23 protein-coding genes and 1 pseudogene are annotated in these 25148 nt (G+C 40.5%); 19 read left to right on the top strand and 5 right to left on the bottom strand.

Annotated features, from left to right (window positions below):
- Window positions 1–230 precede the first annotated feature (230 nt).
- The 13 genes from SST111_RS08300 (at window position 231) to SST111_RS08240 (ending at window position 12228) form a co-directional block, all read left to right on the top strand.
- On the top strand, window positions 231–2078 hold the full coding sequence (locus SST111_RS08300; RefSeq protein ID WP_099810624.1) for an McrB family protein: 1848 nt from the start codon (window positions 231–233) through the stop codon (window positions 2076–2078).
- Window positions 2079–2083: 5 nt separating this feature from the next.
- The gene (locus SST111_RS08295) at window positions 2084–3337 is read left to right on the top strand and encodes a 5-methylcytosine restriction system specificity protein McrC (protein WP_099810622.1); all 1254 of its coding nucleotides are present in this window, start codon (window positions 2084–2086) and stop codon (window positions 3335–3337) included.
- A gap of 100 nt (window positions 3338–3437) precedes the next feature.
- Window positions 3438–4019, top strand: a complete 582-nt coding sequence (locus SST111_RS08290) for a thymidine kinase (RefSeq protein ID WP_014638919.1) — start codon at window positions 3438–3440, stop codon at window positions 4017–4019.
- Between the two features lie 416 nt (window positions 4020–4435).
- The gene (gene prfA / locus SST111_RS08285; RefSeq protein ID WP_014638920.1) at window positions 4436–5515 is read left to right on the top strand and encodes a peptide chain release factor 1; all 1080 of its coding nucleotides are present in this window, start codon (window positions 4436–4438) and stop codon (window positions 5513–5515) included.
- On the top strand, window positions 5515–6348 hold the full coding sequence (gene prmC, locus SST111_RS08280) for a peptide chain release factor N(5)-glutamine methyltransferase (RefSeq protein WP_014638921.1): 834 nt from the start codon (window positions 5515–5517) through the stop codon (window positions 6346–6348). The genes prfA and prmC overlap by 1 nt, the downstream gene beginning before the upstream one ends.
- Entirely contained in the window at window positions 6341–6943 is a 603-nt protein-coding gene (locus SST111_RS08275) for an L-threonylcarbamoyladenylate synthase (RefSeq protein ID WP_029179872.1), read from the top strand. Before prmC ends, SST111_RS08275 begins: the two co-directional genes overlap by 8 nt.
- Entirely contained in the window at window positions 6940–7371 is a 432-nt protein-coding gene (locus SST111_RS08270; protein ID WP_024408913.1) for a GNAT family N-acetyltransferase, read from the top strand. The genes SST111_RS08275 and SST111_RS08270 overlap by 4 nt, the downstream gene beginning before the upstream one ends.
- A 23-nt stretch (window positions 7372–7394) precedes the next feature.
- Window positions 7395–8654, top strand: coding sequence for a serine hydroxymethyltransferase (glyA, locus tag SST111_RS08265; RefSeq protein ID WP_014637944.1), 1260 nt, complete (start codon window positions 7395–7397; stop codon window positions 8652–8654).
- Window positions 8654–9628: a nucleoid-associated protein gene (locus SST111_RS08260; RefSeq protein ID WP_099777085.1), complete on the top strand. Its 975-nt coding sequence runs from the start codon at window positions 8654–8656 to the stop codon at window positions 9626–9628. Before glyA ends, SST111_RS08260 begins: the two co-directional genes overlap by 1 nt.
- Window positions 9629–10228 (top strand): lysozyme family protein, encoded by a 600-nt coding sequence (locus tag SST111_RS08255; RefSeq protein ID WP_099810620.1) that lies wholly within the window; start codon window positions 9629–9631, stop codon window positions 10226–10228.
- Window positions 10229–10328: 100 nt separating this feature from the next.
- Entirely contained in the window at window positions 10329–11087 is a 759-nt protein-coding gene (locus tag SST111_RS08250; RefSeq protein ID WP_099810618.1) for an SDR family NAD(P)-dependent oxidoreductase, read from the top strand.
- Between the two features lie 16 nt (window positions 11088–11103).
- Entirely contained in the window at window positions 11104–11853 is a 750-nt protein-coding gene (locus SST111_RS08245) for a DUF6287 domain-containing protein (RefSeq protein ID WP_099810616.1), read from the top strand.
- 21 nt (window positions 11854–11874) lie between these two features.
- On the top strand, window positions 11875–12228 hold the full coding sequence (locus SST111_RS08240; protein ID WP_099810614.1) for an HIRAN domain-containing protein: 354 nt from the start codon (window positions 11875–11877) through the stop codon (window positions 12226–12228).
- Window positions 12229–12248: 20 nt separating this feature from the next.
- On the opposite strand, the gene SST111_RS08235 is transcribed toward SST111_RS08240, so the two are convergent.
- The gene (locus tag SST111_RS08235) at window positions 12249–13106 is read right to left on the bottom strand and encodes a hypothetical protein (protein WP_099810612.1); all 858 of its coding nucleotides are present in this window, start codon (window positions 13104–13106) and stop codon (window positions 12249–12251) included.
- A 214-nt stretch (window positions 13107–13320) separates the two neighbouring features.
- Entirely contained in the window at window positions 13321–13635 is a 315-nt protein-coding gene (locus SST111_RS08230) for a helix-turn-helix domain-containing protein (RefSeq protein ID WP_029179876.1), read from the bottom strand.
- Between the two features lie 169 nt (window positions 13636–13804).
- Between SST111_RS08230 and SST111_RS08225 the strand changes: the two genes are divergently transcribed.
- Window positions 13805–16234: an LPXTG cell wall anchor domain-containing protein gene (locus tag SST111_RS08225; RefSeq protein WP_099810609.1), complete on the top strand. Its 2430-nt coding sequence runs from the start codon at window positions 13805–13807 to the stop codon at window positions 16232–16234.
- Window positions 16235–16426: 192 nt separating this feature from the next.
- Here SST111_RS08225 and guaA read toward each other — a convergent pair whose 3' ends face one another.
- Complete coding sequence (guaA, locus tag SST111_RS08220) at window positions 16427–17977, bottom strand: glutamine-hydrolyzing GMP synthase (protein WP_099810607.1); 1551 nt, start codon at window positions 17975–17977, stop codon at window positions 16427–16429.
- 275 nt (window positions 17978–18252) lie between these two features.
- Here guaA and SST111_RS08215 point away from each other — a divergent pair, with 275 nt between their 5' ends.
- From SST111_RS08215 to SST111_RS08200, 4 genes and pseudogenes are all read left to right on the top strand, one after another.
- Window positions 18253–18951 (top strand): GntR family transcriptional regulator, encoded by a 699-nt coding sequence (locus SST111_RS08215; protein ID WP_099810605.1) that lies wholly within the window; start codon window positions 18253–18255, stop codon window positions 18949–18951.
- A gap of 102 nt (window positions 18952–19053) precedes the next feature.
- Complete coding sequence (locus tag SST111_RS08210) at window positions 19054–19386, top strand: putative DNA-binding protein (RefSeq protein ID WP_099810603.1); 333 nt, start codon at window positions 19054–19056, stop codon at window positions 19384–19386.
- 12 nt (window positions 19387–19398) lie between these two features.
- Window positions 19399–20973, top strand: coding sequence for a signal recognition particle protein (gene ffh / locus SST111_RS08205; RefSeq protein WP_099810600.1), 1575 nt, complete (start codon window positions 19399–19401; stop codon window positions 20971–20973).
- 200 nt (window positions 20974–21173) lie between these two features.
- Window positions 21174–21838, top strand: a pseudogene (locus SST111_RS08200) (SatD family protein).
- Window positions 21839–21870: 32 nt separating this feature from the next.
- Here the strand turns inward: SST111_RS08200 and SST111_RS08195 are convergent.
- Window positions 21871–22305, bottom strand: coding sequence for a GNAT family N-acetyltransferase (locus SST111_RS08195; protein WP_180274045.1), 435 nt, complete (start codon window positions 22303–22305; stop codon window positions 21871–21873).
- A gap of 147 nt (window positions 22306–22452) precedes the next feature.
- On the opposite strand from SST111_RS08195, the gene xerS reads away from it, so the two are divergent.
- Window positions 22453–23523, top strand: a complete 1071-nt coding sequence (xerS, locus tag SST111_RS08190; protein ID WP_099810595.1) for a tyrosine recombinase XerS — start codon at window positions 22453–22455, stop codon at window positions 23521–23523.
- 65 nt (window positions 23524–23588) lie between these two features.
- On the opposite strand, the gene SST111_RS08185 is transcribed toward xerS, so the two are convergent.
- A complete protein-coding gene (locus tag SST111_RS08185; RefSeq protein ID WP_099810593.1) occupies window positions 23589–25097 on the bottom strand; it encodes a phosphomannomutase/phosphoglucomutase in 1509 nt (502 codons plus the stop codon).
- Window positions 25098–25148: the final 51 nt, after the last annotated feature.

The following is a 25148-nucleotide window of genomic DNA, read 5'->3' as shown; positions in this document are numbered from 1 at the left end:
CAAAAGTATATGGGAAGGCCCATTATTGATCACATTCTCCTTCTTCAGCTTAATCTATGGATGTGTTATGCTATACAAGTGGAAACCAAAAGCAGCTAAAATTATTTTTGAGTGTGTCGGAAATTTCTTATCATTACCTTGGTCCTAATAACAAACAAGCTCAAATCAGGCTTGTTTTCTTGTTCATACACATATAAATAGAGTATAATAGAATAACATAGGAGGTTTGTATGTCAAAAATAAGTCTAGATTACTTTTCTGAATGGTATCTTGCTAATCAGTCTGATTTACTGGCAAAGGCAAGATTGTTGCAGGAGGAAAACCAAAAATTAGCAGATGATTTCTTGCAGACATGGCCCTTGGAACGGTTGAAGGATATGGATTTGGATGACTATGTGACTGGCAAAGGCCCTGAAAATAAGTCGCTCTGCTACGAATTGGAACATGGGAAATATCGAGATTTGTATTTAGGAATCCGTGGTGGTAATGCAGGAAAGTTTGGGATATATTGGAGCAAGGAACTGGCTTCCTATTGCAATCAGAATAATAAACCGTTAGACCCTGAAGAACTGGATACAGCATTTTCTCGTTTGAAACATGATTTGATTGCGATTATTCAGAGAGGGTTAGCTTTAGAATTTGATCATGCCGAATTAAATTTAAATTCTTTCTTTAATCGTTCGTCAATGGTTACAAAATTACTCTGTATTTATAGTCAACAAAAGGTATTTACAGGTATCAATCTTCAAACCAACCAAAAAGAAATTTGGGGAAAATTGCTTTCGCTTGAGAAGCTAGGTGGAGTTTATAAGCAAAATTATCAGCTAGTGAAAATTCTTACAGAACGGCATCCAGAATTGAATGCTGATTTGCTTAGTTCCATTTTGTGGGACTTTCGCAATGAGATAGTGTCTTTAGACAAGCTAGTGGAGGAAGAAGATATGTTTTTGAATAATCAGTATAGCCCGACCTTGTTAGAGGCAAAGAATGTGATTTTTCGTGGTGCCCCAGGGACTGGCAAAACCTATCTTGCCCAGCAGATTGCAGCTGATGTCATCAGTGGAGGACGTGTCCAAGATATAGAGCAACTCACTGTTGAAGAACAAGAGCGTCTTGGTTTTGTCCAATTTCACCCAAGCTATGATTACACAGACTTTGTGGAAGGACTTAGACCTGTAAATGTAGGAAGCAGTCTTGGTTTTCAGTTACGAGATGGAATATTTAAGACTTTCTGTGAGAAGGCTAAAGCTGGGCAAATATTGGATGCAGATATGAACTCAATTTGGCATGATTTTGTTCAATCCATTGGAAATGATGTAATAGAGCTCAAGAATTTTCATTTTAAAGTCAATAGCCGTCATAATATCACCTATATCGTCCCTGGAGGTTATGAAGCCAGTCTGACCTTAGAAAATGTTCGTGAATACTTGGAAACTGGGAAGTGGGGAGAAATGAACTACCACTCAACCTATAAAACCCCAATTTTCGAAACCTATATCCTGCCAAAGCTAAAAGAAAGCCAACAAACCAGTACAAACAAACCCTATGTATTTATTATAGATGAAATAAATCGGGGAGAAATGAGTAAAATTTTTGGTGAACTTTTCTTCTCACTGGATCCAAGTTACAGAGGACCCAAAGGAGCGGTCTTTACCCAGTATGCAAATTTACATAAGAATCCGACTGAAAAATTCTATATTCCAGAAAATGTCTACATCATTGGAACTATGAATGACATTGATCGATCAGTTGACACATTTGACTTTGCAATGCGAAGAAGATTTACCTTTATAGAAATCACTGCTGAACAATCCGCTGAAAATATGGCCCTGCCTCAGGATGTCAAAGAGCAGATGACACGCTTGAATCAGGTAATTATGACCATTTGTGGTTTGTCCGCAGATTATCAGATCGGAGCTAGTTACTTCAAAGATACTTCTAAGCCAGAGCTAACTATAAATGAAGCTCCGTTATGGACCAATAAACTCCAACCGCTATTGAAAGACTATTTCCGTGGAGACCCGCGTTCTGCTGAAAAATTGGAGCAAGTACAATCAATCTATTTTGGCGGGGAGTAGGGCTGATGGTTCACTATCTTGTCACCGACAACTCAAAAATCAGCCCCAATGTGCTTTTAGAAAACTTAAGTAATCGAACCCTAAAGCAGTTAGCTGGGGAAGATTTCCTGCTTTTTCCGCCAAATGTAAACCAATCTTCAGATCTGAGAGCAGAACAATCTATCTTTGAATTGAGAAATGGACAGTGGTGGACCTGCAATCTGGTTGGTTTTCTTGCAGGTCAAGGGGAGAGTATGACGATTCGGTCAAGGTTTAGTCTTGACGATGGAGATGATTTCTTTCTACAATACATGTTGGAAACGGTCCTACATTACAACGTTACTAAGCATCAATTAAATAGCCAGCGAAATCAATCTTTCTATGACTTGCTTGTCTTTCTATTTCCTTATTACTTGAATAAAGCTATGTCCAAAGGGTTTTATAAAGAATATGTTAAAAATAATTACAACGACAGCCATCTTAGGGGACGGATAGACATTTCACGGCATATCCGACAAAATACTCTTTTTACAGGTCGCATTGCCTATCAAACCAGAGAGTTTTCGTTTGACAATCCTGTAAACCAGCTTATTCGACATACCATTGAAAAAATTTGTCATCACCAAGCCTTCATCCTAGACACTGAACCAACCATTCGAGAACATGTCCAGATTATACGACAACTAACACCTTCTTATTCTTTAATGGATAGAGAAACTGTGTTGCTGAGAAATATCAATTCACCTCTTAGGCACGGCTATTACGAAGAATATGGGCACTTGCAAAATCTTTGTATTCGAATTTTGCAGGAAGAAAAGATTCATTTTGGCAACCAAGACCAAAATATCAACGGATTTCTCATTGATATTGCGTGGCTTTGGGAGGAATACATTGGAAACGTTACAAATTGGGAGCACTATGGTCGTGGTTCAAATTTAAAAACGCTCCATTTGTTTAAAAATCCAGTACATTCGCCCCGTTATCCTGATTTTGTTTATCAAGGAATACCAATCGATACCAAGTATAAACGATTTTTGGATAGTCGTAATGACTACAATCAGTTAACGACTTATGTGCATATTTTACAAGCTAAACAAGGCGGTTTTATCCAACCAAGTACTAAAAAATCTGGTTTGGAAGAAATTGGAGAACTGTCTGGATTGGGCGGAAAGCTATTTAGCTATTACTTCCAAATTCCTCAAGCCTACACTGGATATGATGATTTTTGTCAGCAGATGAAAAATGAAGAAAAACGGATGCTGGAAAAAATCAACTTATAATCGTACAAACAAGCTCAAATCGGGCTTGTTTTTCTATTTCCTAAATGGTCAAATTATGATAAAATGGAAAGAGTGAAATTTTAAGATTGGAAAGAGAAAAGTGGCTCAATTATATTATAAATATGGGACGATGAATTCTGGCAAAACCATTGAAATTCTTAAAGTAGCCCATAACTATGAAGAGCAAGGCAAGCCCGTTGTCATCATGACCTCTGCCTTGGATACTCGTGATGCCTTTGGCGTTGTTTCAAGCCGTATTGGTATGCGACGTGAAGCGGTAGCGATTGACGATGATATGGATATCTTTGGTTTTATCGAAAAAATGGAACCGCGTCCTTACTGTGTTCTCATTGATGAAGCACAATTTCTTCGACGTCATCATGTCTACGCACTTGCTCGCGTAGTCGATGAATTAGATGTACCCGTTATGGCTTTCGGTCTTAAAAATGATTTCCGAAATGAACTATTTGAAGGTTCCCAACATTTGCTCTTATTGGCTGATAAATTAGATGAAATCAAAACAATCTGCCAATATTGTTCTAAAAAAGCCACCATGGTTTTGCGAACACAAGACGGTAAACCTACCTATGAAGGAGAACAAATCCAAATTGGTGGCAATGAAACCTACATTCCTGTCTGTCGCAAACATTATTTTTCACCGGAAATTAAAGATTTACCCTAATTTTTGAAAATGAACTGAATTTGCCTATGACTCTGTGCCAATTTTCATGACTTACATACTACGGCAAAGGAATTGAATACGGGCTACGAACTGTGCCTGTTTCATGACCTACATATTACAGAAAGGAACTGAACACGCCCTACAAGCTGTGTCAAAAAGATAATCTCTCCAAGTGTTTGTAACACTTGGTCAAAATTCCTATTTTGACTGTGCTTGCTTAACGGGCTTTGTATCTTAATAGAACTGAACACGCCCTACAAGCTAACTAGAAGTGTGTTCTCTCCAAATTTTTAGAAAGGAACTGAATTCGGGCTACGAACTGTGCAAAAAAGATAGTTTTTCTTAGGACGCTTTCGTCCTTCGTCAAAACTCCTATTTTTGCTTTGTTCGTTTAACGCCCTTAATATCTTAAAATTATGAACATCTATGATCAATTACAGGCGGTGGAAGACCGCTACGAGGAACTTGGTGAGTTGTTGTCCGACCCTGATGTAGTCAGCGATACCAAGCGTTTTATGGAGTTGTCTAAGGAAGAGGCTGCAACTCGTGATACAGTAACAGCCTACCGCGAATATAAGACTGTACTTCAAAACATTGTCGATGCAGAAGAGATGATTAAAGAATCTTCTGGTGACGCTGACCTGGAGGAAATGGCTAAGGAAGAACTCAAACAAGCTAAGGCTGATAAAGAAGTTTACGAAGAAAAGCTGAAAATCCTTCTTTTACCAAAAGACCCTAACGATGACAAAAACATCATCTTGGAAATCCGTGGTGCCGCAGGTGGTGATGAAGCTGCCCTCTTTGCTGGAGACCTTTTGACCATGTACCAAAAGTATGCAGAAGGTCAAGGCTGGCGTTTTGAAGTCATGGAGGCTTCTTATAATGGTGTCGGCGGTATCAAGGAAGTGGTTGCCATGGTCTCTGGTCAATCCGTTTATTCAAAACTCAAGTATGAATCAGGAGCTCACCGTGTCCAACGTGTCCCTGTGACAGAAAGCCAAGGTCGTGTCCACACCTCAACAGCAACCGTTCTGATCATGCCAGAAGTTGAAGAAGTGGAATATGACATCGATCCAAAAGATCTTCGTGTCGATATTTACCATGCATCTGGTGCCGGTGGTCAGAACGTCAACAAGGTTGCGACTGCCGTGCGTATCGTTCACTTGCCAACAAACATCAAGGTAGAGATGCAGGAAGAACGGACCCAGCAGAAAAACCGTGAAAAGGCTATGAAGATTATCCGTGCCCGTGTTGCGGATCACTTTGCACAGATTGCCCAAGATGAGCAGGATGCTGAGCGTAAATCAACTATCGGTACAGGTGACCGTTCAGAGCGTATCCGTACCTACAACTTCCCACAAAACCGTGTGACAGACCACCGTATCGGCTTAACCTTGCAAAAGCTGGATACTATCTTGTCAGGTAAGATGGACGAAGTCGTCGATGCCCTTGTCCTCTACGATCAAACGCAAAAACTAGAAGAGCTTAACAAATAATGAATTACGCTCAATTATTTGCAGCATACGAAGAACAATTAGTCGCAATCGGTGAAGAGGCAGAATCCCTGTCCTTCACCTTTCGTGGCTTAAAGGGATTGAACTTTACGGAATTTCTCCTCCTGCTCCGTCAGGAAGTTACACCGACTGACAAAGAAGAGATTGATGCGATTTTTCAGCAACTTTCCCAGCACCGACCTGCCCAGTACATTATCGGCAAGGCTGATTTTCATGGCTTGGAGTTTGCAGTGGATGAGCGAGTCTTGATTCCAAGACCTGAAACGGAAGAATTAGTTGATTTGATTTTGCAGGAAAATAGCAGAGCAGGTTTGCGTGTATTAGACATCGGTACAGGAAGCGGTGCCATAGCTATTTCCCTTGCAAAAGCTAGATCTGATTGGGAAGTGGTAGCAGTTGACATTTCAAAGGATGCCCTAGCAGTGGCTCAGGAAAATGCAAGAACCAACCAAGTCTCTGTTCACTTTCTAGAATCGGATGTCTTGCAAGCAGTGACAGGGCATTTTGACATCATCGTTTCCAATCCGCCCTACATCTCACCAGATGACACAGATGAAGTTGGACTCAATGTATTGACTTCTGAGCCTCATCTTGCCTTATTTGCGGAAGAAGATGGCATGGCTATCTATAGACAAATTGCGGAGCAAGCAGGGGCATTTTTGAAGGAAAAAGGAAAACTCTACTTTGAAATTGGCTACAAGCAAGGGCAAGACCTAACCGACTTACTCGCTCTGCATTTCCCAAAAAAGCGAATTAGAGTCCTCAAAGACCAATTTGGACAGGATAGAAAGGTCGTAGCGGATGACAATGGATAAACTCCGAACAATTCTTGAAAATGGTGGTGCTGTTATCCTTCCAACTGAAACAGTCTATGGGCTTTTTGCCCAAGCCTTGAATGAAGATGCAGTCAATCGTGTCTATCAGTTGAAACAGCGTCCGAGGGACAAGGCAATGAACTTAAATGTCTCAAATCTGAACGATATTTATTTTTTCAGTCAAAATACACCCTTTTTTCTGGAAAAACTGTATAATAGATTTATGCCAGGACCGCTAACGATTATCCTGAAAGCGAACAAAAACGTTCCTTTTTGGGTTAATTCTGGACTGGATACTGTTGGTTTTCGTCTTCCCAATCACGAACAAACCTTACGTTTGATTTCAGAGGCTGGCCCACTTATTGGACCGTCCGCCAATATTTCAGGAAACGAAAGCGGCAAGAAGTTTTCGGACATCCAGGCACAATTTCCAGTTGATTTGCCTGGCATTGAGGATGACCAAGCTCTGACAGGCATTGATTCAACGATTTTGGACCTTTCTGGACAGAAAGCGCGGATTTTGCGCCAAGGTGCTATCAGCCGCGAAGAGATTCAGAAAGCCATTCCCGAAATAGAATTTGAGGTAGTTTTATGATTCGTCCCATTGAGAAAAGTGACTTGGTAGTCATCCGAGAAATCAATGCTCAATCCTTAGGGTATGATTGTTCATTGGAACAAACTGAGCGACAGTTTTTTAGATGCACGAGCACATTGGGGCATATCTTGTTGGTCTATATAGATGACATAAGTGGCGCAGTGCAAGGCTACATTCACGCACAAGTCTATGAAAGTCTCTATTCGGATACAGGCCTCAATATTCTCGGACTAGCTGTTTTGCCTGGTCATCAAGGACAAGGGATTGGAGCAAGCCTGCTGAAAGCCGTTGAGCAAATTGCACAGAAAGAGGGCTACCATTTTATTCGCCTCAATTCTGCTGAAAGTCGTCTCCAAGCCCATCTTTTCTACGAAAAGAATGGCTATCACTCCGATAAAATGCAGAAGCGTTTTATCAAGCACATTTAGCCCAATACAAAGGAGTACCGTATATGATTTTTGACAAAGTTAACTACAAAGAATTTGATAAAGAAGTTTGGGAAGCTATCCAAGCTGAAGAAAAACGCCAACAAAATAATATCGAATTGATTGCGTCTGAAAACGTTGTTTCTAAAGCTGTTATGGCAGCTCAAGGTTCTATTTTGACCAATAAATACGCAGAAGGTTACCCAGGTCGTCGTTACTATGGCGGTACGGAATGCGTTGACGTAGTTGAAAGTTTAGCTATTGAACGTGCTAAAGAAATATTCGGTGCAAAATTTGCTAACGTTCAACCACACTCAGGAAGCCAGGCCAATTGTGCTGCCTACATGGCCTTGATTGAGCCAGGAGACACTGTTATGGGAATGGACTTAGCTGCAGGTGGTCACTTGACTCACGGTGCATCAGTTAGCTTCTCAGGACAAACTTACAACTTTGTAGCTTACAATGTTGACGAAGAAACTGGCTTGCTTGATTACGATGCAATTTTAAAACAAGCAAAAGAAGTACAGCCAAAATTGATTGTAGCAGGTGCTTCAGCCTATGCCCGTACAATTGACTTTGCTAAATTCCGCGAAATTGCAGATGCAGTGGGTGCCAAACTGATGGTGGATATGGCTCATATTGCTGGTCTTGTAGCAGCAGGTCTTCATCCGAACCCAGTGCCACATGCCCATATTACAACAACTACGACTCATAAAACTCTTCGTGGGCCACGTGGTGGTTTAATTTTGACCAATGACGAAGAACTCATCAAGAAAATCAACTCAGCCATCTTCCCAGGCATCCAAGGTGGTCCATTAGAGCATGTCATTGCTGCAAAAGCCGTATCTTTCAAAGAAGTTTTGGACCCAGCTTTCAAAGACTATGCTCAGAAAGTGATTGAGAACAGCAAGGCCATGGCCGAAGTCTTCCTTGCAAACCCTAACTTTAAAGTCATCACAGGAGGAACAGACAACCATCTCTTCCTCGTTGACGTGACCAAAGTTGTTGAAAATGGTAAGGTCGCTCAACATCTCTTAGATGAAGTTAACATCACCCTCAATAAAAACTCAATTCCTTACGAAAAACTCTCACCATTTAAAACAAGCGGTATCCGTATTGGCTCTGCGGCCATTACTGCTCGCGGTTTTGGAGTAGAGGAAGCTCGCAAGGTTGCACAACTAACTATCAAAGCACTTGAAAATGCAGAAAATGAAACTGCTCTTGAGGAAGTCCGTCAAGAAGTGCGTGCTTTGACAGATCAATTCCCACTTTACGAAGGTTTATAATGGATATATTTGTAAAAAAAGCCATCATACATCAATTTAGTCCTGATGATACAGAGCTGGTCCTTTCCGACCAGCTTTTGACTGTTAGCCCAAAAATAGAAGAATACTTGCGTAAAAAGATTAAACGTGTCTTTTCTGATGAAGCAAAAACAGGACAATTTAACCCCGACAATCCTTTTCTTGACTATTTAGATGGTGACCTACTGACCAACTCTGTCAAGATTGCTAATCTATGGAAAGAAGAATTTTCAATTTCTGAGAATTTAAAAACCAATGACCTCATTTTCATAGAGTTTGAACGAAATGGTGTGGAGCATTTCGCCTTTCTAAGAATTACCCTGCGTGAAAATCTCGCCCATGTTGGTCTGGAAAGCGGAAGTCCTTTAAAAATCACCCAGAATAATTTACCTGGAGCAGGTTCAGCACCTGATGAAGCCTTGATTGTCAATCTTCAAACGCGGAAGTATCATTTGATTGAGAAAAGAATCAAACACAATGGAGCCTTCCTCAATTATTTCTCAGATAATCTTCTGCAAGTCACACCAGCTATTTCTGCAAAGAAATCAATCAAAGCAGTAGAGCAAACTGCACAGAAGATTGCTGACAATTTCCATCAAGGCGATTTTCAATTTCAATCGAAAGTCAAATCAGCTATTTTTAACAATTTGGAAGAAGATAATGAGCTTTCACCCGAAAAATTGGCTGATCAGTTATTCGATAACAACCTGACCGCTCGTTTAAATTTCGTCGATCAACTGAAAGGGGTCATACCTGATAAGATTTCCTTCGATGAAATTGATAGTAGCCGTCAACTTAAGAAATTTGAAAATCAGAAGCTATCTTTATCAAACGGAATTGAGTTGATTGTGCCAAATGCAATCTATGAGGATGCAGAATCGGTTGAGTTTATTCAAAATGACAACGGGACCTATTCTATTCTTATCAAAAATATTGAAGACATAAAGAGCAAGTAAATGAAAAAACTGATACGTACGCTGATACTTCTTTTGCTGATTTTTCTTGGTTACAAATTCTATCAAACCTACAGTGCAGTCAAGCAAGTGATGACCTATCAAACTATGGTACAAGAAGTATTGGCTGAAAACGACACACCAGCTAATGAAGAACTAGTCCTAGCAATGATTTACACAGAAACCAAGGGACAAGAAGCAGATGTCATGCAATCAAGTGAGTCCGCTACTGGCTATGCTAACACTATCACGGATAGTAGAGAGAGTATCAGGCAAGGAATTATCTACCTAACAGAAAACCTACGGTTGGCTGAGGAAAAAGGAGTAGAGGTTTGGACAGCAGTTCAGGCATATAATTTCGGTCCAGCCTATATTGACTATATTGCTGAGCATGGTGGAGAACATACACTCTCTTTAGCTAAAGAATACTCCAGAACAGTAGTAGCACCAAGCTTAGGGAATACTACAGAAGAAACATATACCTATTTTCATCCCTTGGCTTTGCTGAATGGTGGGAAGTTATATGTAAATGGTGGAAATATCTACTATGCTAGACAGGTTCGTTTTAATATGCACCCGATGCGCCTCATTAATTTATTTTAATACCTATCAAACTCATCGGAAATCTGATGAGTTTTTAACTACAGCATTTTTACAAACTAGGTAAAATTGTAGTATAATAAAGAGAATAGGAGACAGAGTGATGAAACGAAATGTATTGATTACAGGTGCAAGTAGTGGCATTGGCAAAGCAATCGCTTATGTGTTTGCTGCTAATGGTGATAATATCATCATTACAGGACGAAGATTGGACAAACTAGAAGAAATTAAGCAAGATATTGAAAAGCAATACCATGTTCAGGTATCAGTTCATTCATTTGATATTACGAATATGGAACAAACAATTGTAAATTGTCAAAAAATCTTAGAAGAAGTTGGACAAATTCATATTTTGGTAAACAATGCTGGTCTGGCATTGGGATTAGACAAATTCCAAGACTATGATTTGACTGACATGATGACAATGATTGATACCAATATTAAAGGATTACTAACTGTGACACGTCAGTTATTGCCACAAATGGTTGAAAATAATGAGGGGCATATTATCAATATTGGATCAACGGCTGGTATTTACGCCTATGCAGGAGCTGCTGTCTATGCTGCAACCAAATCAGCTGTCAAGATGCTTTCAGACGGGATCCGTATTGACACGATTGATAAAAATATCAAGGTAACTACGTTACAACTCGGTATCGTTGAGACTGATTTTAGCCAAGTCCGTTTTCATGGAGATAAAGAGAGAGCAGCGACAGTCTATCAAGGAATTGATGCTCTTCAAGCAAATGATATTGCCAGCTGTACTCTATTTGTTGCAAATCAACCTGCACATGTGCAGATTTCTGATATGACCATTATGGCAACCAAACAGGCAACTGGCTTTACTATTCATAGAGATTAGAGGGGAGATAGCTAGAATGAACAGAAAATATTTAGCACTCGCTCTTGGCTTGCTCACTATCATGTCGCTTTCTGCCTGTCAAACTGAAAAGAAGGGCAGTTTCGCAAGTACCTCAACTGCTGATACCCAGGTTTCTAATGCCAATACAAGCACGTCATCAACAATCCAACGTGAGATTTCTCTTAGTTCTATGGATATAGATGCTCTAATGCAAGGCAATTACGATAGTATACTAGGCACCTGGCAAAATAGCCAAGGAAATTCACTAGTCTTCAATAGCAAAGGATTAGTAGCAGATAGCCAGTCCTTACTTGGCCGCGGAAAAATAACTGATGGAATTTTTGAAACAGGCTATGTAGACGCAACGATTGGCGATGTAACACTATTAATGATTCCCAAAGGAACACAAGCAAATACAACTGAGACAGACACTACTGACTCTACGCGCGATAGAATGATTGTAATAAGCCAAGAAACAACAGCAGACGTGGTAGATGTCTATTATCGCTTGACCAATTCAGCCACTAGCGGTATAGACCCATTAAAAAATACTGAAACAGGCGTACAGTTGGATAGTGGACCAAAAACGATTGATTATGCCAACTCAATTTTAGGCGAAAACAATTGGCGCGTCATTGAAGGAAACTACACGCGCACCGAATCTATTCCTTATAATGTTTTGGAAGGCGATGATAATGCCCGTTACACTATTTACCAAAACGGTGTTATTATCAATGCAGATTATCAAATTGTTTATCAACCATAATGATTCACTAGGAGGTTAGACATGACATTCACATCATTTGAACCAACACGCAATGTGCATGATTTTCATTTGGCAGCCTTTGCCTACTATGATGGACTAGATGTAATCGACCAACTCAAGCCAGGAACACCTGTTCAGCTAGTCGGAGAGCCTTCAAACCCACATGACTCAGAAGCTGTAGCAATCTTTTATCAGGGCACAAAGTTAGGATATATCCCATCGGATAAAAACTCACTAATCAGTCGCTTAATCTATTTTGGACACGGCGATATTCTAGAAGCACGTATTCAGATGTCCAATACAGAAAATCATCCTGATCGCCAGTTTCGAGTCGTTGTAAAACTAAAAGATAATCGTAAAAATGATAGTCGGTAATTTCCCAACCTACCCATTTTCTATTTAACACGGAGCTGTGCTCTCTGTTTTTGTTCTTCAATAATGCTTAAAAAGGCTGCAAACTCCCTATCTAGGCGATGTTGGTAGGCCTTATTTTTTATTGTTAGATCTTCCAGGAACACTGGATAGTTTCCTTTTTTATACAATTCTCCTTGAAAAAAGAAGCGGTCCGATAATTTATCAACTGAAACAAGAGAAGAACGCCAGCGGCTTTTACGAGAATGAGAAGGTTTCCAAGATATTTTTAATTGCTTCTCATAAAAGTACCAGCCCATAATATAGATTTTAGTAATCTGATTTCGTTTTCTGTCTTGATAGAAACAAGGAACTGCATAAACATTTCCATGCTTTGTTTGCAAAAAAGGATGGAAATCTTTTATCTTTTCGTATTCTTTCTTTGGAATAAGGGTTAATTGATTATCCTTAATAACCTTCTTTTCATCAATAGTATATGAATAACGGTAGGGGTCATAAATGGTTGATTGTCCACGCGCTCTATAACGCTCTGCCATTTCCTTAAAAATAGGTAGACGTCCATAACCATCCATCAGACTAGATAGACTAAGTCCTCGTCGATTATTATTTTTCTTCACACCAAGAATCTGGCAGGTAGGCCAATAATTGATAGGAATGGCTCCTAATCCAACCAGAAGACCGGCGCTGTCAAAATGACTGGCAAAGCGTACCTCACGAGTGTGACCAGTCTCATTTTTCAAATCAACAAATACAGGTTGCTTGTCCTGTTCAAAAACAATTATATAATTTCCAGAAGACTCCGTATTTTCTCTAATTGGAACGGTGTAGAAGTGGTGAAAATTTGGTAATTCTAGTAACTTTCCAAGTGTTGATGTTTTCATAACACAAGTATAACAAAAAATATTTTTCAAATCCACAAAAATGTTTAATTTGTTAAACGAAAAATATAGTAAACTGAAACAAGAACAGGACAAAAGTTCCTTAAGGTACCATATTAAACGGTTACACAAGTATATAAATTCTAAGTTTACGACAGGAAAGGCCTTAGTTAGCATATAAATACTAGCTAAAGCCTTTTTTTGTACTTTTCTATCCTTATTGGAGAGATTTTATCATCAGTAGAATAATTTCTTCCAGTTCTTCACGTTTCTTGATTGGAAGTTTGTTTAACTCGTTCAATACATTGTAATTTGTTGTTGAATCCACTACTTGAAAAAAATCAGATACTTCAATTTCAAGAGCAGAAATGATTTTTTCAAGAGTATCAACTTTTATATTTGAACCTTTTGTTTCGAGGTTGGAAATATAGTCTATTCCGACCTCCGCTTTTTCACTTAACTGTTGCTGGCTCAGATTTTTTGCTTTTCGAATTTGGCGAACACGAGTACCGATATATTGTTTTAATGTCATTTGATTTCACTCCCTCATTACTATCTAAATGATACGAGGAAATAAGAGCGAATATAACCAGTCTTTAGACTAAATATTCATTATTATTTTGCGTACAGAACAATTTTTGTGCTATAATAGACTTGAACAAAAATTTTTGTTCATAAAAAATAATTAAGAGGGGAATCATATGAGAAGACCAAAAAAAGTTGTCGGATCTCTTGCTGTAACTGTCGCCATCGGTGCATCAGCAACTCATCTTCAGGTTAATGCTGAAGAAATCGTAACACCTGTTACTGAATCTACTGAAACTGTAGTTACCGCAACACCTACCACTATTTCTGCTGAACAAGTAGAGCAAGCTAAAGAAGTAGCATCTGCAGACGCAGAAGCTGTCAAGACACAAGAAGCCGTTGATAAGGCTACGGGTGAAACCATTGCTACTGAAACAAAAGCTGTTGAAGACTTGACTGAAGCTGTTGCCAAAGCATCAACTGCTCAAGAAGCACTTCCAGCAGCTGAAGCTGAAGTTGCTACTCAAACTAAAGCCGTAACAGACGCACAAACAGCTGTAGCAAAAGCAGAAGAAGTTGTTGCATCACAAGAAGGTGACGTTGTAAAAGCACAAGCAGTTGCAGATGCGGCTAAGACTGCAGAAGCACAAGCATCAGCAAAATTGGAAGAAGCAAAAGCTCAACCAGTTGTAACTGCTGAAAACGTGGAAGCACAAATCGCAGCAACTAAGAGCACGATTGCAACAAAAGAAACTGAAGTGGCACAAACTACAGCAGCCATCACAGCTACAGATGCTAAACTGGCAAGTGCAAAAGAAGCAGTAGCCAATAACAAACCAACAACGGTAACAGAAACTGTTGTAACAAGCAATTATGTAGATGTTACAGGTGCTGACCGTGATATGGAAGACATTGTCCGTGAACAGTTCCCAGATTTGAACCCTGCAGATTATGCCCGTCAATTGGAAACCGTTATCTTTGATGGTGAAGACACTCAGACAATTGTTTTGACACCAGAACAAGCTGCTGAATACAAGGCAACTGGTTCATTCACTTATGTATTTGACGCTAAGGCCGTAGCAGAAGAAGCAGCGAAAGTTATTGCTGAATTGCGTCGCATCAACGGTATCACCTTGACGCCACGCCGTGGTCTCACTCAAGAAGATTTGGAATTGAAAGTGACAGATAGCTTTGTAGCTTTCACCCAAAAGCGTGCTCAAGAGTTATTGACAGATTTCTCACATGGTAGTTCGTTAACAGACCCTGTGAATGGTTATGAAATGTCACGATTGGGTGAGTCGTTAGGTAAAGACTTTTTTGATATGACCAGTGCAGGGTCAAATAAGAAAAAAAATTTGTCTCACGCTGAAGTCGCTTACAATATGATACTTAGTTGGTTTAGTGATTACAACAATGTAGGTGTGGATTTTGGACATCGTCTTCATATGTTACAAGCCACTGGTAATATTGCTATTGGTATAGCAACCGACGGCGACACTCAATATTTTGCACTATTGTCTAATGGAGATGCTCGTACAGTTAATTTCGAGCAATCAGTTGTTAATGGCAAATTGACACAGACCTTCAACGGTAATCGTCTGAAATACTTACCAAAACGTACGTTCAATTACGTAGTAAGTACTGTTGTTGATAACAGTCAAGCCTTGAAAGATGCTGTAACCAAACTTGAAGGTGAAAAATCAGCACTCGTGGCACAACAAGCCCAAGCAACTGAAGCCTTGAATCAAGCGGTTATCTCACTTGCTAGCTTGGAGCAAGCGAAGACAGATGTTACACTTGCAAACACCAAACGCACAGTAGCCATTGCAGAAGCACAAGACGTTTTTGATAAGGCAAATGCAGATGCTAAAGCAGCAACAGCAAACTTGCAACAAGTTCTTGCATCATATGAAGCATCACTTTCAAGCTTATCAACCGCTAAGGGTGACTTGAAAGTCGCTCAAGATAAATTGGCAACAGTTCAAGCTAAGGTAACAGAATTGAAAACCTTGCTTGCTACTCAAGACCAATTGCTTGCAGACTTGGACGCAGCCAAAGCACGCTTGAATGATGCGACTCTTGCTAAGAGCGAATCAAGTGCATTGTTGGCAGAGTTGACAGCTAAAGCTAAAGCATCACAAGCTGAAGCAGACCGCCTAGCAACCTTGTTTGCTTTGCAAGAACAGTTCAACACAGTTATTAGCGGTAGTGATGTAACTGCGACACCAAAAGACGCACCAACAGTTAATGAAAAACCAGCTCTGAATATCGATGATATTATAAAAGCAAGACCAAAAGATGAACAGACAGTATCAGACTTGCCAGTTGTTAAAACCGATACTGATAAAGAGCGAGATTTAACCGTTATTGGCGAAGAGGGCAATGCCGATAAGGAAACAACGGTTGTTGCTCCGACAGTTTATAAACCACAGGCAGGAGTAACTGTTCAACAAACGACTAGTGGGGAAAAAATATCCTATTCACGTGTTGAACGGGCTAAGACATTGCCAAATACAGGCTCAGAAAACAATGGCGTTATGATGAGTATTGGACTTGTTTTAGCAGGTCTAGGTCTCGCAGGAGCAAGAAGACGCAGACATGGGTAATCCATAATAAAATAAAAATCTTCTTACTATTTGTAGGAAGATTTTTTATTGAGTGCAGTTTATCAAAAAAAGAAGCCCAACCTTGAGCTTCTTTTGGAGACAGTTCAAACTGTTTTATCTCATTTAAATGCTTTGTATAGGAGTTAGAATGCTGTTAAATCAAGGATTCTTAGCTAAAGTTACTCTTATATATTATTCCCACTCAACTGTTGCTGGTGGTTTGCTTGTGATATCATAGACGATGCGGTTGACGTGGTCGACTTCGTTTACGATGCGGACAGAGATTTTTTGAAGAACATCCCAAGGTAGTTTGGCAAAGTCAGCGGTCATTCCGTCAACAGAAGTGATGGCACGGATGGCGATGGTGTAGTCGTAGGTACGACCATCACCCATGACACCTACGGAGCGAACGCCAGTATTGACTGTGAAATATTGCCACACATCACGGTCAAGACCCGCTTTGGCAATTTCTTCACGCAAGATTGCGTCCGATTCACGAACAGTTTGAAGTTTTTCCTCTGTGATTTCACCCATGACACGAATGGCAAGGCCTGGTCCTGGGAATGGTTGGCGCCATACAACTTCATCCGGCATACCAAGAGCAGTACCGAGGGCACGAACTTCGTCCTTAAAGAGAGTATTAAGCGGCTCGATTAACTTGAACTGCATATCTTCTGGAAGACCACCAACATTGTGGTGTGATTTGATGGTTTCTGCTGTATCGGTACCCGATTCGATAATATCCGTATAAAGCGTTCCTTGAGCTAAGAATTCGACATCAGTCAACTTGCTTGCTTCGTCGTCGAATACGTAAACAAATTCATTACCGATGATTTTACGTTTCTTCTCAGGGTCAGATACGCCAGCGAGTAAATCCAAGAAACGATTAGCAGCATCTACGCGAATAATATTGAGACCGAACTTGCCACCCAACATCTCCATAACCTGATCGCCTTCATTCTTACGAAGAAGACCGTGGTCAACGAAGATACAGGTCAACTGGTCACCGATAGCACGTTGAAGAAGGACCCCAACAACAGATGAATCTACACCGCCTGACAAACCGAGCAAGACTTTCTTGTCCCCAACAGTCTGGCGGATTTTTTCAATTTCTGTTTCGATGAAGTTTTCCATTGTCCAGTCGCCCTTAGCTCCACAGATACCAAACGCAAAGTTTTTCAAAATATCGTTTCCATATACGGAATGACGAACTTCTGGGTGGAACTGGATACCGTAGATACGGCGTTCCGTGTTTTCAATGGCAGCGTAAGGGCAGTCAGCAGAAAGCCCCACCAAGTGGAAATCAGCAGGAATTTCAGTTACAGCATCCCCGTGGCTCATCAGAACTAATTGCTCTTCAGGTGTGTTTGCAAATAAGGCTGATTCAGCTTTCAAATGGAGATTTGATTGACCATATTCACGATTTCCAGCCTCACCAGCAGGAACAACCTTACCACCCAATTTATGGGTAATTAACTGCATACCATAGCAAATTCCCAAGATTGGAATACCTAATTCAAAGATTTCTGGGTCAATATCAAAGGCATTTTCAGCGTAGACAGAGTTTGGACCACCAGAGAGAACGATACCAATTGGATTGATAGCACGGACTTCCTCAGCTGTAATTTTATGGTTTTTCAATTCTGAAAAGACACCAAATTCACGAATTCGACGTGAAATAAGTTGGTTGTACTGGCTACCATAATCCAATACAATAATTTTTTGGACATCTTGTTTTGTCATGTTTTTCCCTTTCGTTTTGAAAATAATTCAAATACTAGTAGTTAGTTTAACATAAAAGCGAACATTTTCCAAATTTTATTTGTTAAATATCTGTTTTGCAAACTATGAGTGATAATAAAAATGTTAGTGTTCGTATTTTTATTGTTTTTACTCACTTTATTTTAGGTAATCTGACTTCATTGTTTGCCTAGGAGAATTTTACCAATAGAGTGTGGCCTGAATTAGCCAAACGCCTTTATTTTTGGTAAACTAGAAAGAAGAGAAAGGCTAGATAAATGAAAGCAGCATATATCACAATTCACGATAAAATTAAGGAACAAATCGATAACGGAATCTGGAAAATTGGTCAACGTTTACCAAGTGAACGCGATTTAGCAGATGAATTTGGTGTTTCTCGTATGACGCTCCGTCAAGGAATCACACTTTTAGTGGAAGAAGGTATTCTACAACGCAAGATTGGTTCCGGTACTTATGTCGCCAGTACACGGGTTCAAGAAAAGATGCGAGGCACGACTTCCTTTACTGAATTAGTACAACTCCAAGGAAAGACGCCAAGCAGCAAATTATTGTCCTATACACGAACCAAACCTAATGAAAAAGAAGTTGAACAATTAGGTTTATCCCGTGGCGAGTATGTTATTCGGATGGAGCGGGTTCGCTATGCTGATAATGTCCCTGTTGTCTATGAGGTAGCCAGCATTCCCGAACGCTTGATTAAGAACGTTCCCAAGGAAGAGGTGACCAACCATTTCTTCCAAACGCTCATTGATAATGGCTATCGGATTGGAACAAGCAAACAAACCATTTTTGCGCGTTTAGCCAATGAAAAAGTGGCTCAATATTTACAAATTTCTAAAAACCAGGCTATTCTCGCACTAAAACAAGTATCTTATCTCGAAGATGGTCAAGCATTTGAATTTGTAAATAGTCAGTATGTTGGAGAACGTTTCGAATTCTATTTAGAAAACAATTAACATAAAAATAATTATGTAAAACATTTTTAAAATCCGTAATCTTTCTAGTGATGACGGATTTTCTTATTTATAAAATATGGAATTTTTGATATAATAAAGTTTATGGAAATTGAAAAAACCAATCGCATGAACGCCTTATTTGAATTCTACGCAGCCTTGCTAACAGACAAGCAAATGAACTACATCGAGCTCTATTATGCCGATGATTACAGTTTGGCTGAGATTGCTGAAGAATTTCAAGTCAGCCGTCAGGCGGTCTATGATAACATTAAACGAACAGAAAAATTACTGGAAGACTACGAGATGAAGCTACATATGTATTCCGACTATGTGGTGCGTAGCCAGATTTTCGATGAAATACTGAATATGTATCCAGAAGATGCTTATTTGAAGGAAAAAATCGCTATTCTAACCAGTATTGATAATAGAGAGTAAGAGGAGAAGTATATGGCTTTTGAAAGCTTAACAGAACGTTTGCAGAGTGTCTTTAAAAACCTTCGCCGTAAGGGAAAAATTTCTGAGAGTGATATTCAGGAAGCAACCAAGGAAATCCGTCTGGCCTTGCTAGAGGCTGACGTTGCTCTTCCAGTTGTCAAAGATTTCATCAAGAAAGTACGTGAACGTGCCATTGGGCATGAAGTCATTGAAACCCTGAACCCTGCTCAACAAATCATTAAAATTGTTGATGAAGAATTGACGGCTGTATTGGGTTCTGAAACTTCAGAGATTATCAAGTCACCAAAAATTCCAACTATCATTATGATGGCGGGTCTACAGGGTGCTGGTAAAACGACCTTCACAGGTAAGTTGGCTAACAAACTCAAGCAGGAAGAAAATGCCCGTCCACTCTTGATTGCTGCCGATATTTATCGTCCAGCTGCCATTGATCAGTTGAAGACCCTTGGTCAACAAATTGATGTACCTGTATTCGAATTGGGCAATCAAGTTCCAGCACTTGAAATCGTTCGTCAAGGTTTGGAGCAAGCTAAAGCCAATCACAATGACTATGTCTTGATTGATACGGCTGGTCGTTTGCAGATTGACCAAGCCCTTATGGCCGAATTGAGAGAAATCAAAGAGTTTGCTCAGCCAAACGAAATCCTCTTGGTCGTCGATGCCATGATTGGTCAGGAAGCTGCCAACGTTGCGCGTGAGTTCAATGATCAACTGGCTATTACTGGTGTGATTTTGACCAAGATTGACGGCGATACACGTGGTGGTGCCGCCTTGTCTGTCCGTCACATTACTGGTCAGCCAATCAAATTCACCGGTACTGGTGAAAAAATCACCGACATCGAAACTTTCCACCCAGACCGTATGTCCTCACGTATTCTGGGCATGGGTGACATGCTGACCTTGATTGAAAAAGCCAGCAAAGAATATGATGAGAAGAAATCATTGGAACTCGCTGAAAAAATGCGTGAGAATACCTTTGATTTCAACGATTTCATCGATCAATTGGACCAAGTTCAGAATATGGGACCAATGGAAGACCTGCTGAAGATGATTCCAGGTATGGCTGGTAACCCAGCCCTTGCCAACTTGAAAATTGACGAGCGTGAAATTGCACGAAAACGAGCTATCGTATCTTCTATGACACCAGCCGAACGTGAAAATCCTGAATTGTTAACACCTAGCCGTCGTCGTCGTATTGCTAACGGTTCTGGAAATAGCTTTGTCGAAGTCAATAAATTTATCAAGGATTTCAACCAAGCGAAAACCATGATGCAGGGTGTCATGTCAGGCGACATGAACAAAATGATGAAACAAATGGGAATCAACCCAAATAATCTCCCTAAAAACATGCCAAACATGAACGGTATGGATATGTCTGCTCTTGAAGATATGTTGGGCGGTGCAGGAATGCCTGATATGAGCCAACTGATGGGAGGAGCTGGTATGCCAGACATGTCCCAAATGTTTGGAGGCGGTTTGAAAGGTAGAATCGGCGAGTTTGCTATGAAACAAGCCATGAAACGCCAAGCCAATAAAATCAAGAAAGCCAAAAAGAAGAGAAAATAATCTCTTCTTTTTTACTTTTTATTCGAAGAAGGAAGAAGTAAGATACAGCAATATAAAATAGAAGTAGCAAAGCAGGAAAAATGATTTTTGAACCCCAACACTTTCTATTATAATGGAAATATTCGAAAATGTCCTTTCTAGTAGACAATCTTTGTATTGTCCGTTATAATGGAAATATAATAGAAATCAGAGGACAAGTTATGAATTATATCGCATTAATAGGAGATATTGTCAATTCAAAACAGACTTCAAACCGCTCTAGTATTCAAGAAAGGCTAAAACAGCAGCTGAATAGAATCAATCATTCCTTCGCTCAGGACTTCGCATCGCCATTTACCATTACAAAGGGAGATGAATTTCAAGCCTTATGCAAGCCTAACCCTTATATTTTTTGATGATTGACCAAATCCAATTAGCTTTTCGTGATGAGGTGGAGATTCGATTTGGAATTGGCTTGGGTGAGATTCTAACAGCTATCGATCCCAAGCTAAGTATTGGAGCAGATGGTCCAGCTTATTGGGAAGCACGCAAGGCTATTGACTTCATTCATGACAACCATGACTATGGCACCAGCAAAATTGCATTTTCATCTGAATACAAGCAAATCGATCGTGTGATTAACCCCTTGCTAACTTCTAGCGATTTCATCAAAGCTGCCTGGAATCGTTCGCAAACGGATCTGTTTGAGACCTTAATCTCCAAAAAAATCTATCAAGAAGATTTCACACAAAAGCCAATTGCCGAGAAAATGAAACTCAGTCAAAGCGCCTTTACCAAACGCTTGAAATCGAGTGGAATAAAACTTTATTTCCGAAATCGAAAAACAGCTATGGATTTAATCCTGCAGCTCAGTCAAAGAAGCTAATTTTTTTACATAATTTATATTGTGTAAATTTTTTAGAATTCTAATCGCAATATAATTTCATCTTCATCATATTCGCCCGTTTCAACAAAGCCAAGTGATTGATACAAGGCTTTGGCTGGGGTGTTTTGGGATAAAATGCAGAGTTGAATAGCTGAAAATTTTCTTTCTGAGCGGAATTTTTCCAGTAACTGTGTCATAGCCTGACGACCCAAACCTTGTCGCTGATAATTGGAATCAATAAAGAATTCAGAGATGAGATAGGCTTGTCGTTCAGGAAAATCATGGTATAAAATCAAGCCAATCGGACAATCTTGCTGGTAAATCAAATAAGCCTGGCTATCAAACATCCGATAAGCAAAGGCACGTGCCAAGGTCGTTACTTTATCGGCGACAAACTCCGCTTGGTCAGGAGAAACAGATAACGGAACTCGCCAATTATCAGGACTGACAGGAACAAAATCTAGCATAAAAAATCCTTTCGTATTTGTTTGTATTATATTATATTTGATTTTATTTGAAATACCCACATACATCTTTCCGAAAAACTATAATTTTCTTGAAACTTATATAAGATTATGCTATACTACACATATAACTAAAATCAGGAGAAATACATGCGTCGTGAGTTATTATTAGAAAAAATTGATCAGCTAAAAGAAATAATGCCTTGGTATGTCTTGGAATATTACCAATCAAAGCTGGCTGTGCCTTACAGTTTTACAACTTTGTACGAATATCTGAAAGAATATCGTCGTTTTTTTGAATGGTTACAGGATTCGGATTTGGTATCTGTGGAACGGATTGCTGACATTCCGTTGGATATTCTGGAACATCTGACCAAGAAAGATATGGAGGCCTTTATTCTTTATCTGCGGGAGCGTCCCCTGCTGAACGCCAATACCACGCAGAATGGTGTGTCGCAGACCACCATTAACCGTACCCTCTCGGCTCTTTCTAGTCTCTTCAAGTATTTAACTGAAGAAGTGGAAAATGAGCAGGGCGAGCCCTACTTCTACCGCAATGTCATGAAAAAGGTATCCACCAAGAAGAAGAAGGAAACCTTGGCGGCTCGGGCGGAGAATATCAAGCAGAAGCTCTTTTTGGGCGATGAAACTATGGAGTTTTTGGACTATGTCGATAAAGAATACCAGGTTAATCTCTCCAAACGTGCCCTCTCCTCCTTCCAGAAAAATAAGGAGCGAGATTTGGCGATTTTGGCTCTTCTCTTGGCATCTGGTGTTCGTTTGTCTGAGGCGGTCAATCTGGACCTCCGTGATGTCAATCTCAAGTTGATGATTATTGAGGTGACGCGTAAAGGCGGCAAGCGGGACTCGGTCAATGTGGCTGGGTTTGCTAAGCCTTACCTAGAAGCCTACATGGGCATTCGCCAGCAACGCTACAAGGCTGAAAAAACGGATACAGCCTTCTTCCTGTCCGAATACCGTGGTCTGCCTAACCGCATCGATGCTTCTTCTATTGAAAAAATGGTGGCGAAATACTCTGCGGACTTCAAGATACGTGTTACTCCACACAAACTTCGTCATACGCTAGCAACGCGACTCTACGACGCCACCAAGTCACAAGTTCTGGTCAGTCATCAGCTGGGCCACGCCAATACTCAGGTCACTGCCCTCTACACCCATATAGTCAATGATGAGCAAAAAAATGCACTGGATAAATTATAGTTTTACGTAACATAAATTATGTAAAAAACACGAGTAATCTCAAACTTATTCGTGTTTTCAATTAATTATAGCAATTCTTTCAATTTGTCCTGATTGACAGCTGGGTACTGGTCCAAAAAGGCTGAGAGTGTTCGTAAAACGGCAGGAATATAGCCAGTCTGGTCATTCTCCACCTGCAAGACCAAGAGTGGCTCGTGGAGGCTCATACGGAGCAAGAACCAGCCGTCACCATAAGGCTCGGTCAGGTCAAACCGCACTCCTTCTTCGTTTTCTGGGTTAAAAGCAAAGCCTTCGATGCTGGTTTGGCGGAGGTCAGCAATCACCCGTTCACCAAGTGCTCGATAATCTGCCGCTTCTAGTTTGAACCGTACTTCTTGGGTTTCCAGCGGTTGTTTAAGCTGGGCAATCAAGTCGTCCAAGGACTTGCCTTCCGCTTGCAGTTTGGGTAAGAGCATGAGAATCTTAGCCGCTACATACGTTCCGTCATCGAGGAAGTAATTTTCCTTAAAGGCAGCGTGTCCTGAGGTTTCGATAGCCAACTGGCAATCAACTCCTTCTTGATTAGCTAAAATAGCACGGTTGATGACATTACGGTAGCCTGAAATATAGCGAATTTGTTTGCCTCCCAGGCTTTCTATAAAGACCTTAAGGTGTTCAGTCGTTGGGGAATTGGTCACAATACTGGTTCCTGGATGTTCAGCTAGGACAATCTGGCTGAGAACGGCAATCAGGTTGTTACGATTAAGAATTTGACCTGACTTGGTGACTAGGGCGGCACGGTCAACGTCGGTATCAAAGATAATGCCTAGGTCTGCACCTTGCTTCAAGACAGCCTGACGAATGCTTTCCATTGCTTCCTTATTGTCTGGGTTTGGAACGTGATTTGGGAAAGTGCCGTCTGGGTCTAGGAATTGTGAGCCTGTGGTATCTGCTCCTAGCTCTGCCAACACTTTCTCAGCAAAGAATCCTCCCGCACCATTTCCTGCATCAACGATAATGTTGAGATTGGCAAGTGGTTTTTCTTGTCCGTCACAGGCTGAACGAATTTTGCCTACGAGGTCTTGGGAGTAAGGCGTCATCAGGTCTGCGGTGGTCACACTTCCAAGGGTGGAAGCTGGCAAGTCTTCGCTATGTGAGAGGATGAAGTCGATATCTTCGTGCTCTGCTCCGCCATTTTCCGAAAAAATCTTAATGCCGTTAAAGTAATAAGGCAGGTGACTGGCAGTAACCATGACGCCTGCGTGGCACTTGAACTGCGGGTACTGGGTGCTCATGAAGAGTGCTGGTGTGGTGGCCATGCCGAAGTCAATCAACTGAATGCCCAAACGCACTGCTTCTTCTGTGAAGGCGGCGACCAAGTCTGGACCACTGAGGCGGCTATCTCGGCCAATACCAATCTTGAGTTGTCCTTTTTGATAGGCTTGAGCAAGTTCAGGCTTCTGGGTCAGCCAATGAATTAGTCCACGAACCACTTCCTTGATGGCCTGTGGAGTGAGATTGACAGCATATTCATCTGTAGCGATAGCAATTCCACGAATATCCGATCCGTTTTGCAAAACATGATGGTGTGACATAGTAACCTCCTGATTTATCTAGTAGGTTCAGTATATCACAAAATCAAAACG

The sequence above is a fragment of the Streptococcus suis YS161 genome (assembly GCF_002760245.1).
Classification (GTDB): Bacteria; Bacillota; Bacilli; order Lactobacillales; family Streptococcaceae; genus Streptococcus; species Streptococcus suis_I.
Note: the sequence above shows the minus strand (reverse complement) of the source record. Positions and strands in the feature narration are given on the sequence as shown.

Bases quoted from the DNA above. Each gene is read 5' to 3' on its own strand.
- SST111_RS08240 (WP_099810614.1), top strand. From the start codon at position 11,875: ATGACATTCACATCATTTGAACCAACACGCAATGTGCATGATTTTCAT.
- SST111_RS08275 (WP_029179872.1), top strand. From the start codon at position 6,341: ATGGATAAACTCCGAACAATTCTTGAAAATGGTGGTGCTGTTATCCTT.
- SST111_RS08195 (WP_180274045.1), bottom strand. From the start codon at position 22,305: ATGCTAGATTTTGTTCCTGTCAGTCCTGATAATTGGCGAGTTCCGTTA.
- SST111_RS08235 (WP_099810612.1), bottom strand. From the start codon at position 13,106: ATGAAAACATCAACACTTGGAAAGTTACTAGAATTACCAAATTTTCAC.
- SST111_RS08230 (WP_029179876.1), bottom strand. From the start codon at position 13,635: ATGACATTAAAACAATATATCGGTACTCGTGTTCGCCAAATTCGAAAA.
- prmC (WP_014638921.1), top strand. From the start codon at position 5,515: ATGAATTACGCTCAATTATTTGCAGCATACGAAGAACAATTAGTCGCA.
- SST111_RS08295 (WP_099810622.1), top strand. From the start codon at position 2,084: ATGGTTCACTATCTTGTCACCGACAACTCAAAAATCAGCCCCAATGTG.
- SST111_RS08300 (WP_099810624.1), top strand. From the start codon at position 231: ATGTCAAAAATAAGTCTAGATTACTTTTCTGAATGGTATCTTGCTAAT.
- SST111_RS08210 (WP_099810603.1), top strand. From the start codon at position 19,054: ATGGAAATTGAAAAAACCAATCGCATGAACGCCTTATTTGAATTCTAC.
- ffh (WP_099810600.1), top strand. From the start codon at position 19,399: ATGGCTTTTGAAAGCTTAACAGAACGTTTGCAGAGTGTCTTTAAAAAC.
- SST111_RS08245 (WP_099810616.1), top strand. From the start codon at position 11,104: ATGAACAGAAAATATTTAGCACTCGCTCTTGGCTTGCTCACTATCATG.
- xerS (WP_099810595.1), top strand. From the start codon at position 22,453: ATGCGTCGTGAGTTATTATTAGAAAAAATTGATCAGCTAAAAGAAATA.
- SST111_RS08225 (WP_099810609.1), top strand. From the start codon at position 13,805: ATGAGAAGACCAAAAAAAGTTGTCGGATCTCTTGCTGTAACTGTCGCC.
- SST111_RS08255 (WP_099810620.1), top strand. From the start codon at position 9,629: ATGAAAAAACTGATACGTACGCTGATACTTCTTTTGCTGATTTTTCTT.
- guaA (WP_099810607.1), bottom strand. From the start codon at position 17,977: ATGACAAAACAAGATGTCCAAAAAATTATTGTATTGGATTATGGTAGC.
- prfA (WP_014638920.1), top strand. From the start codon at position 4,436: ATGAACATCTATGATCAATTACAGGCGGTGGAAGACCGCTACGAGGAA.
- SST111_RS08250 (WP_099810618.1), top strand. From the start codon at position 10,329: ATGAAACGAAATGTATTGATTACAGGTGCAAGTAGTGGCATTGGCAAA.
- SST111_RS08215 (WP_099810605.1), top strand. From the start codon at position 18,253: ATGAAAGCAGCATATATCACAATTCACGATAAAATTAAGGAACAAATC.
- SST111_RS08260 (WP_099777085.1), top strand. From the start codon at position 8,654: ATGGATATATTTGTAAAAAAAGCCATCATACATCAATTTAGTCCTGAT.
- glyA (WP_014637944.1), top strand. From the start codon at position 7,395: ATGATTTTTGACAAAGTTAACTACAAAGAATTTGATAAAGAAGTTTGG.
- SST111_RS08270 (WP_024408913.1), top strand. From the start codon at position 6,940: ATGATTCGTCCCATTGAGAAAAGTGACTTGGTAGTCATCCGAGAAATC.
- SST111_RS08185 (WP_099810593.1), bottom strand. From the start codon at position 25,097: ATGTCACACCATCATGTTTTGCAAAACGGATCGGATATTCGTGGAATT.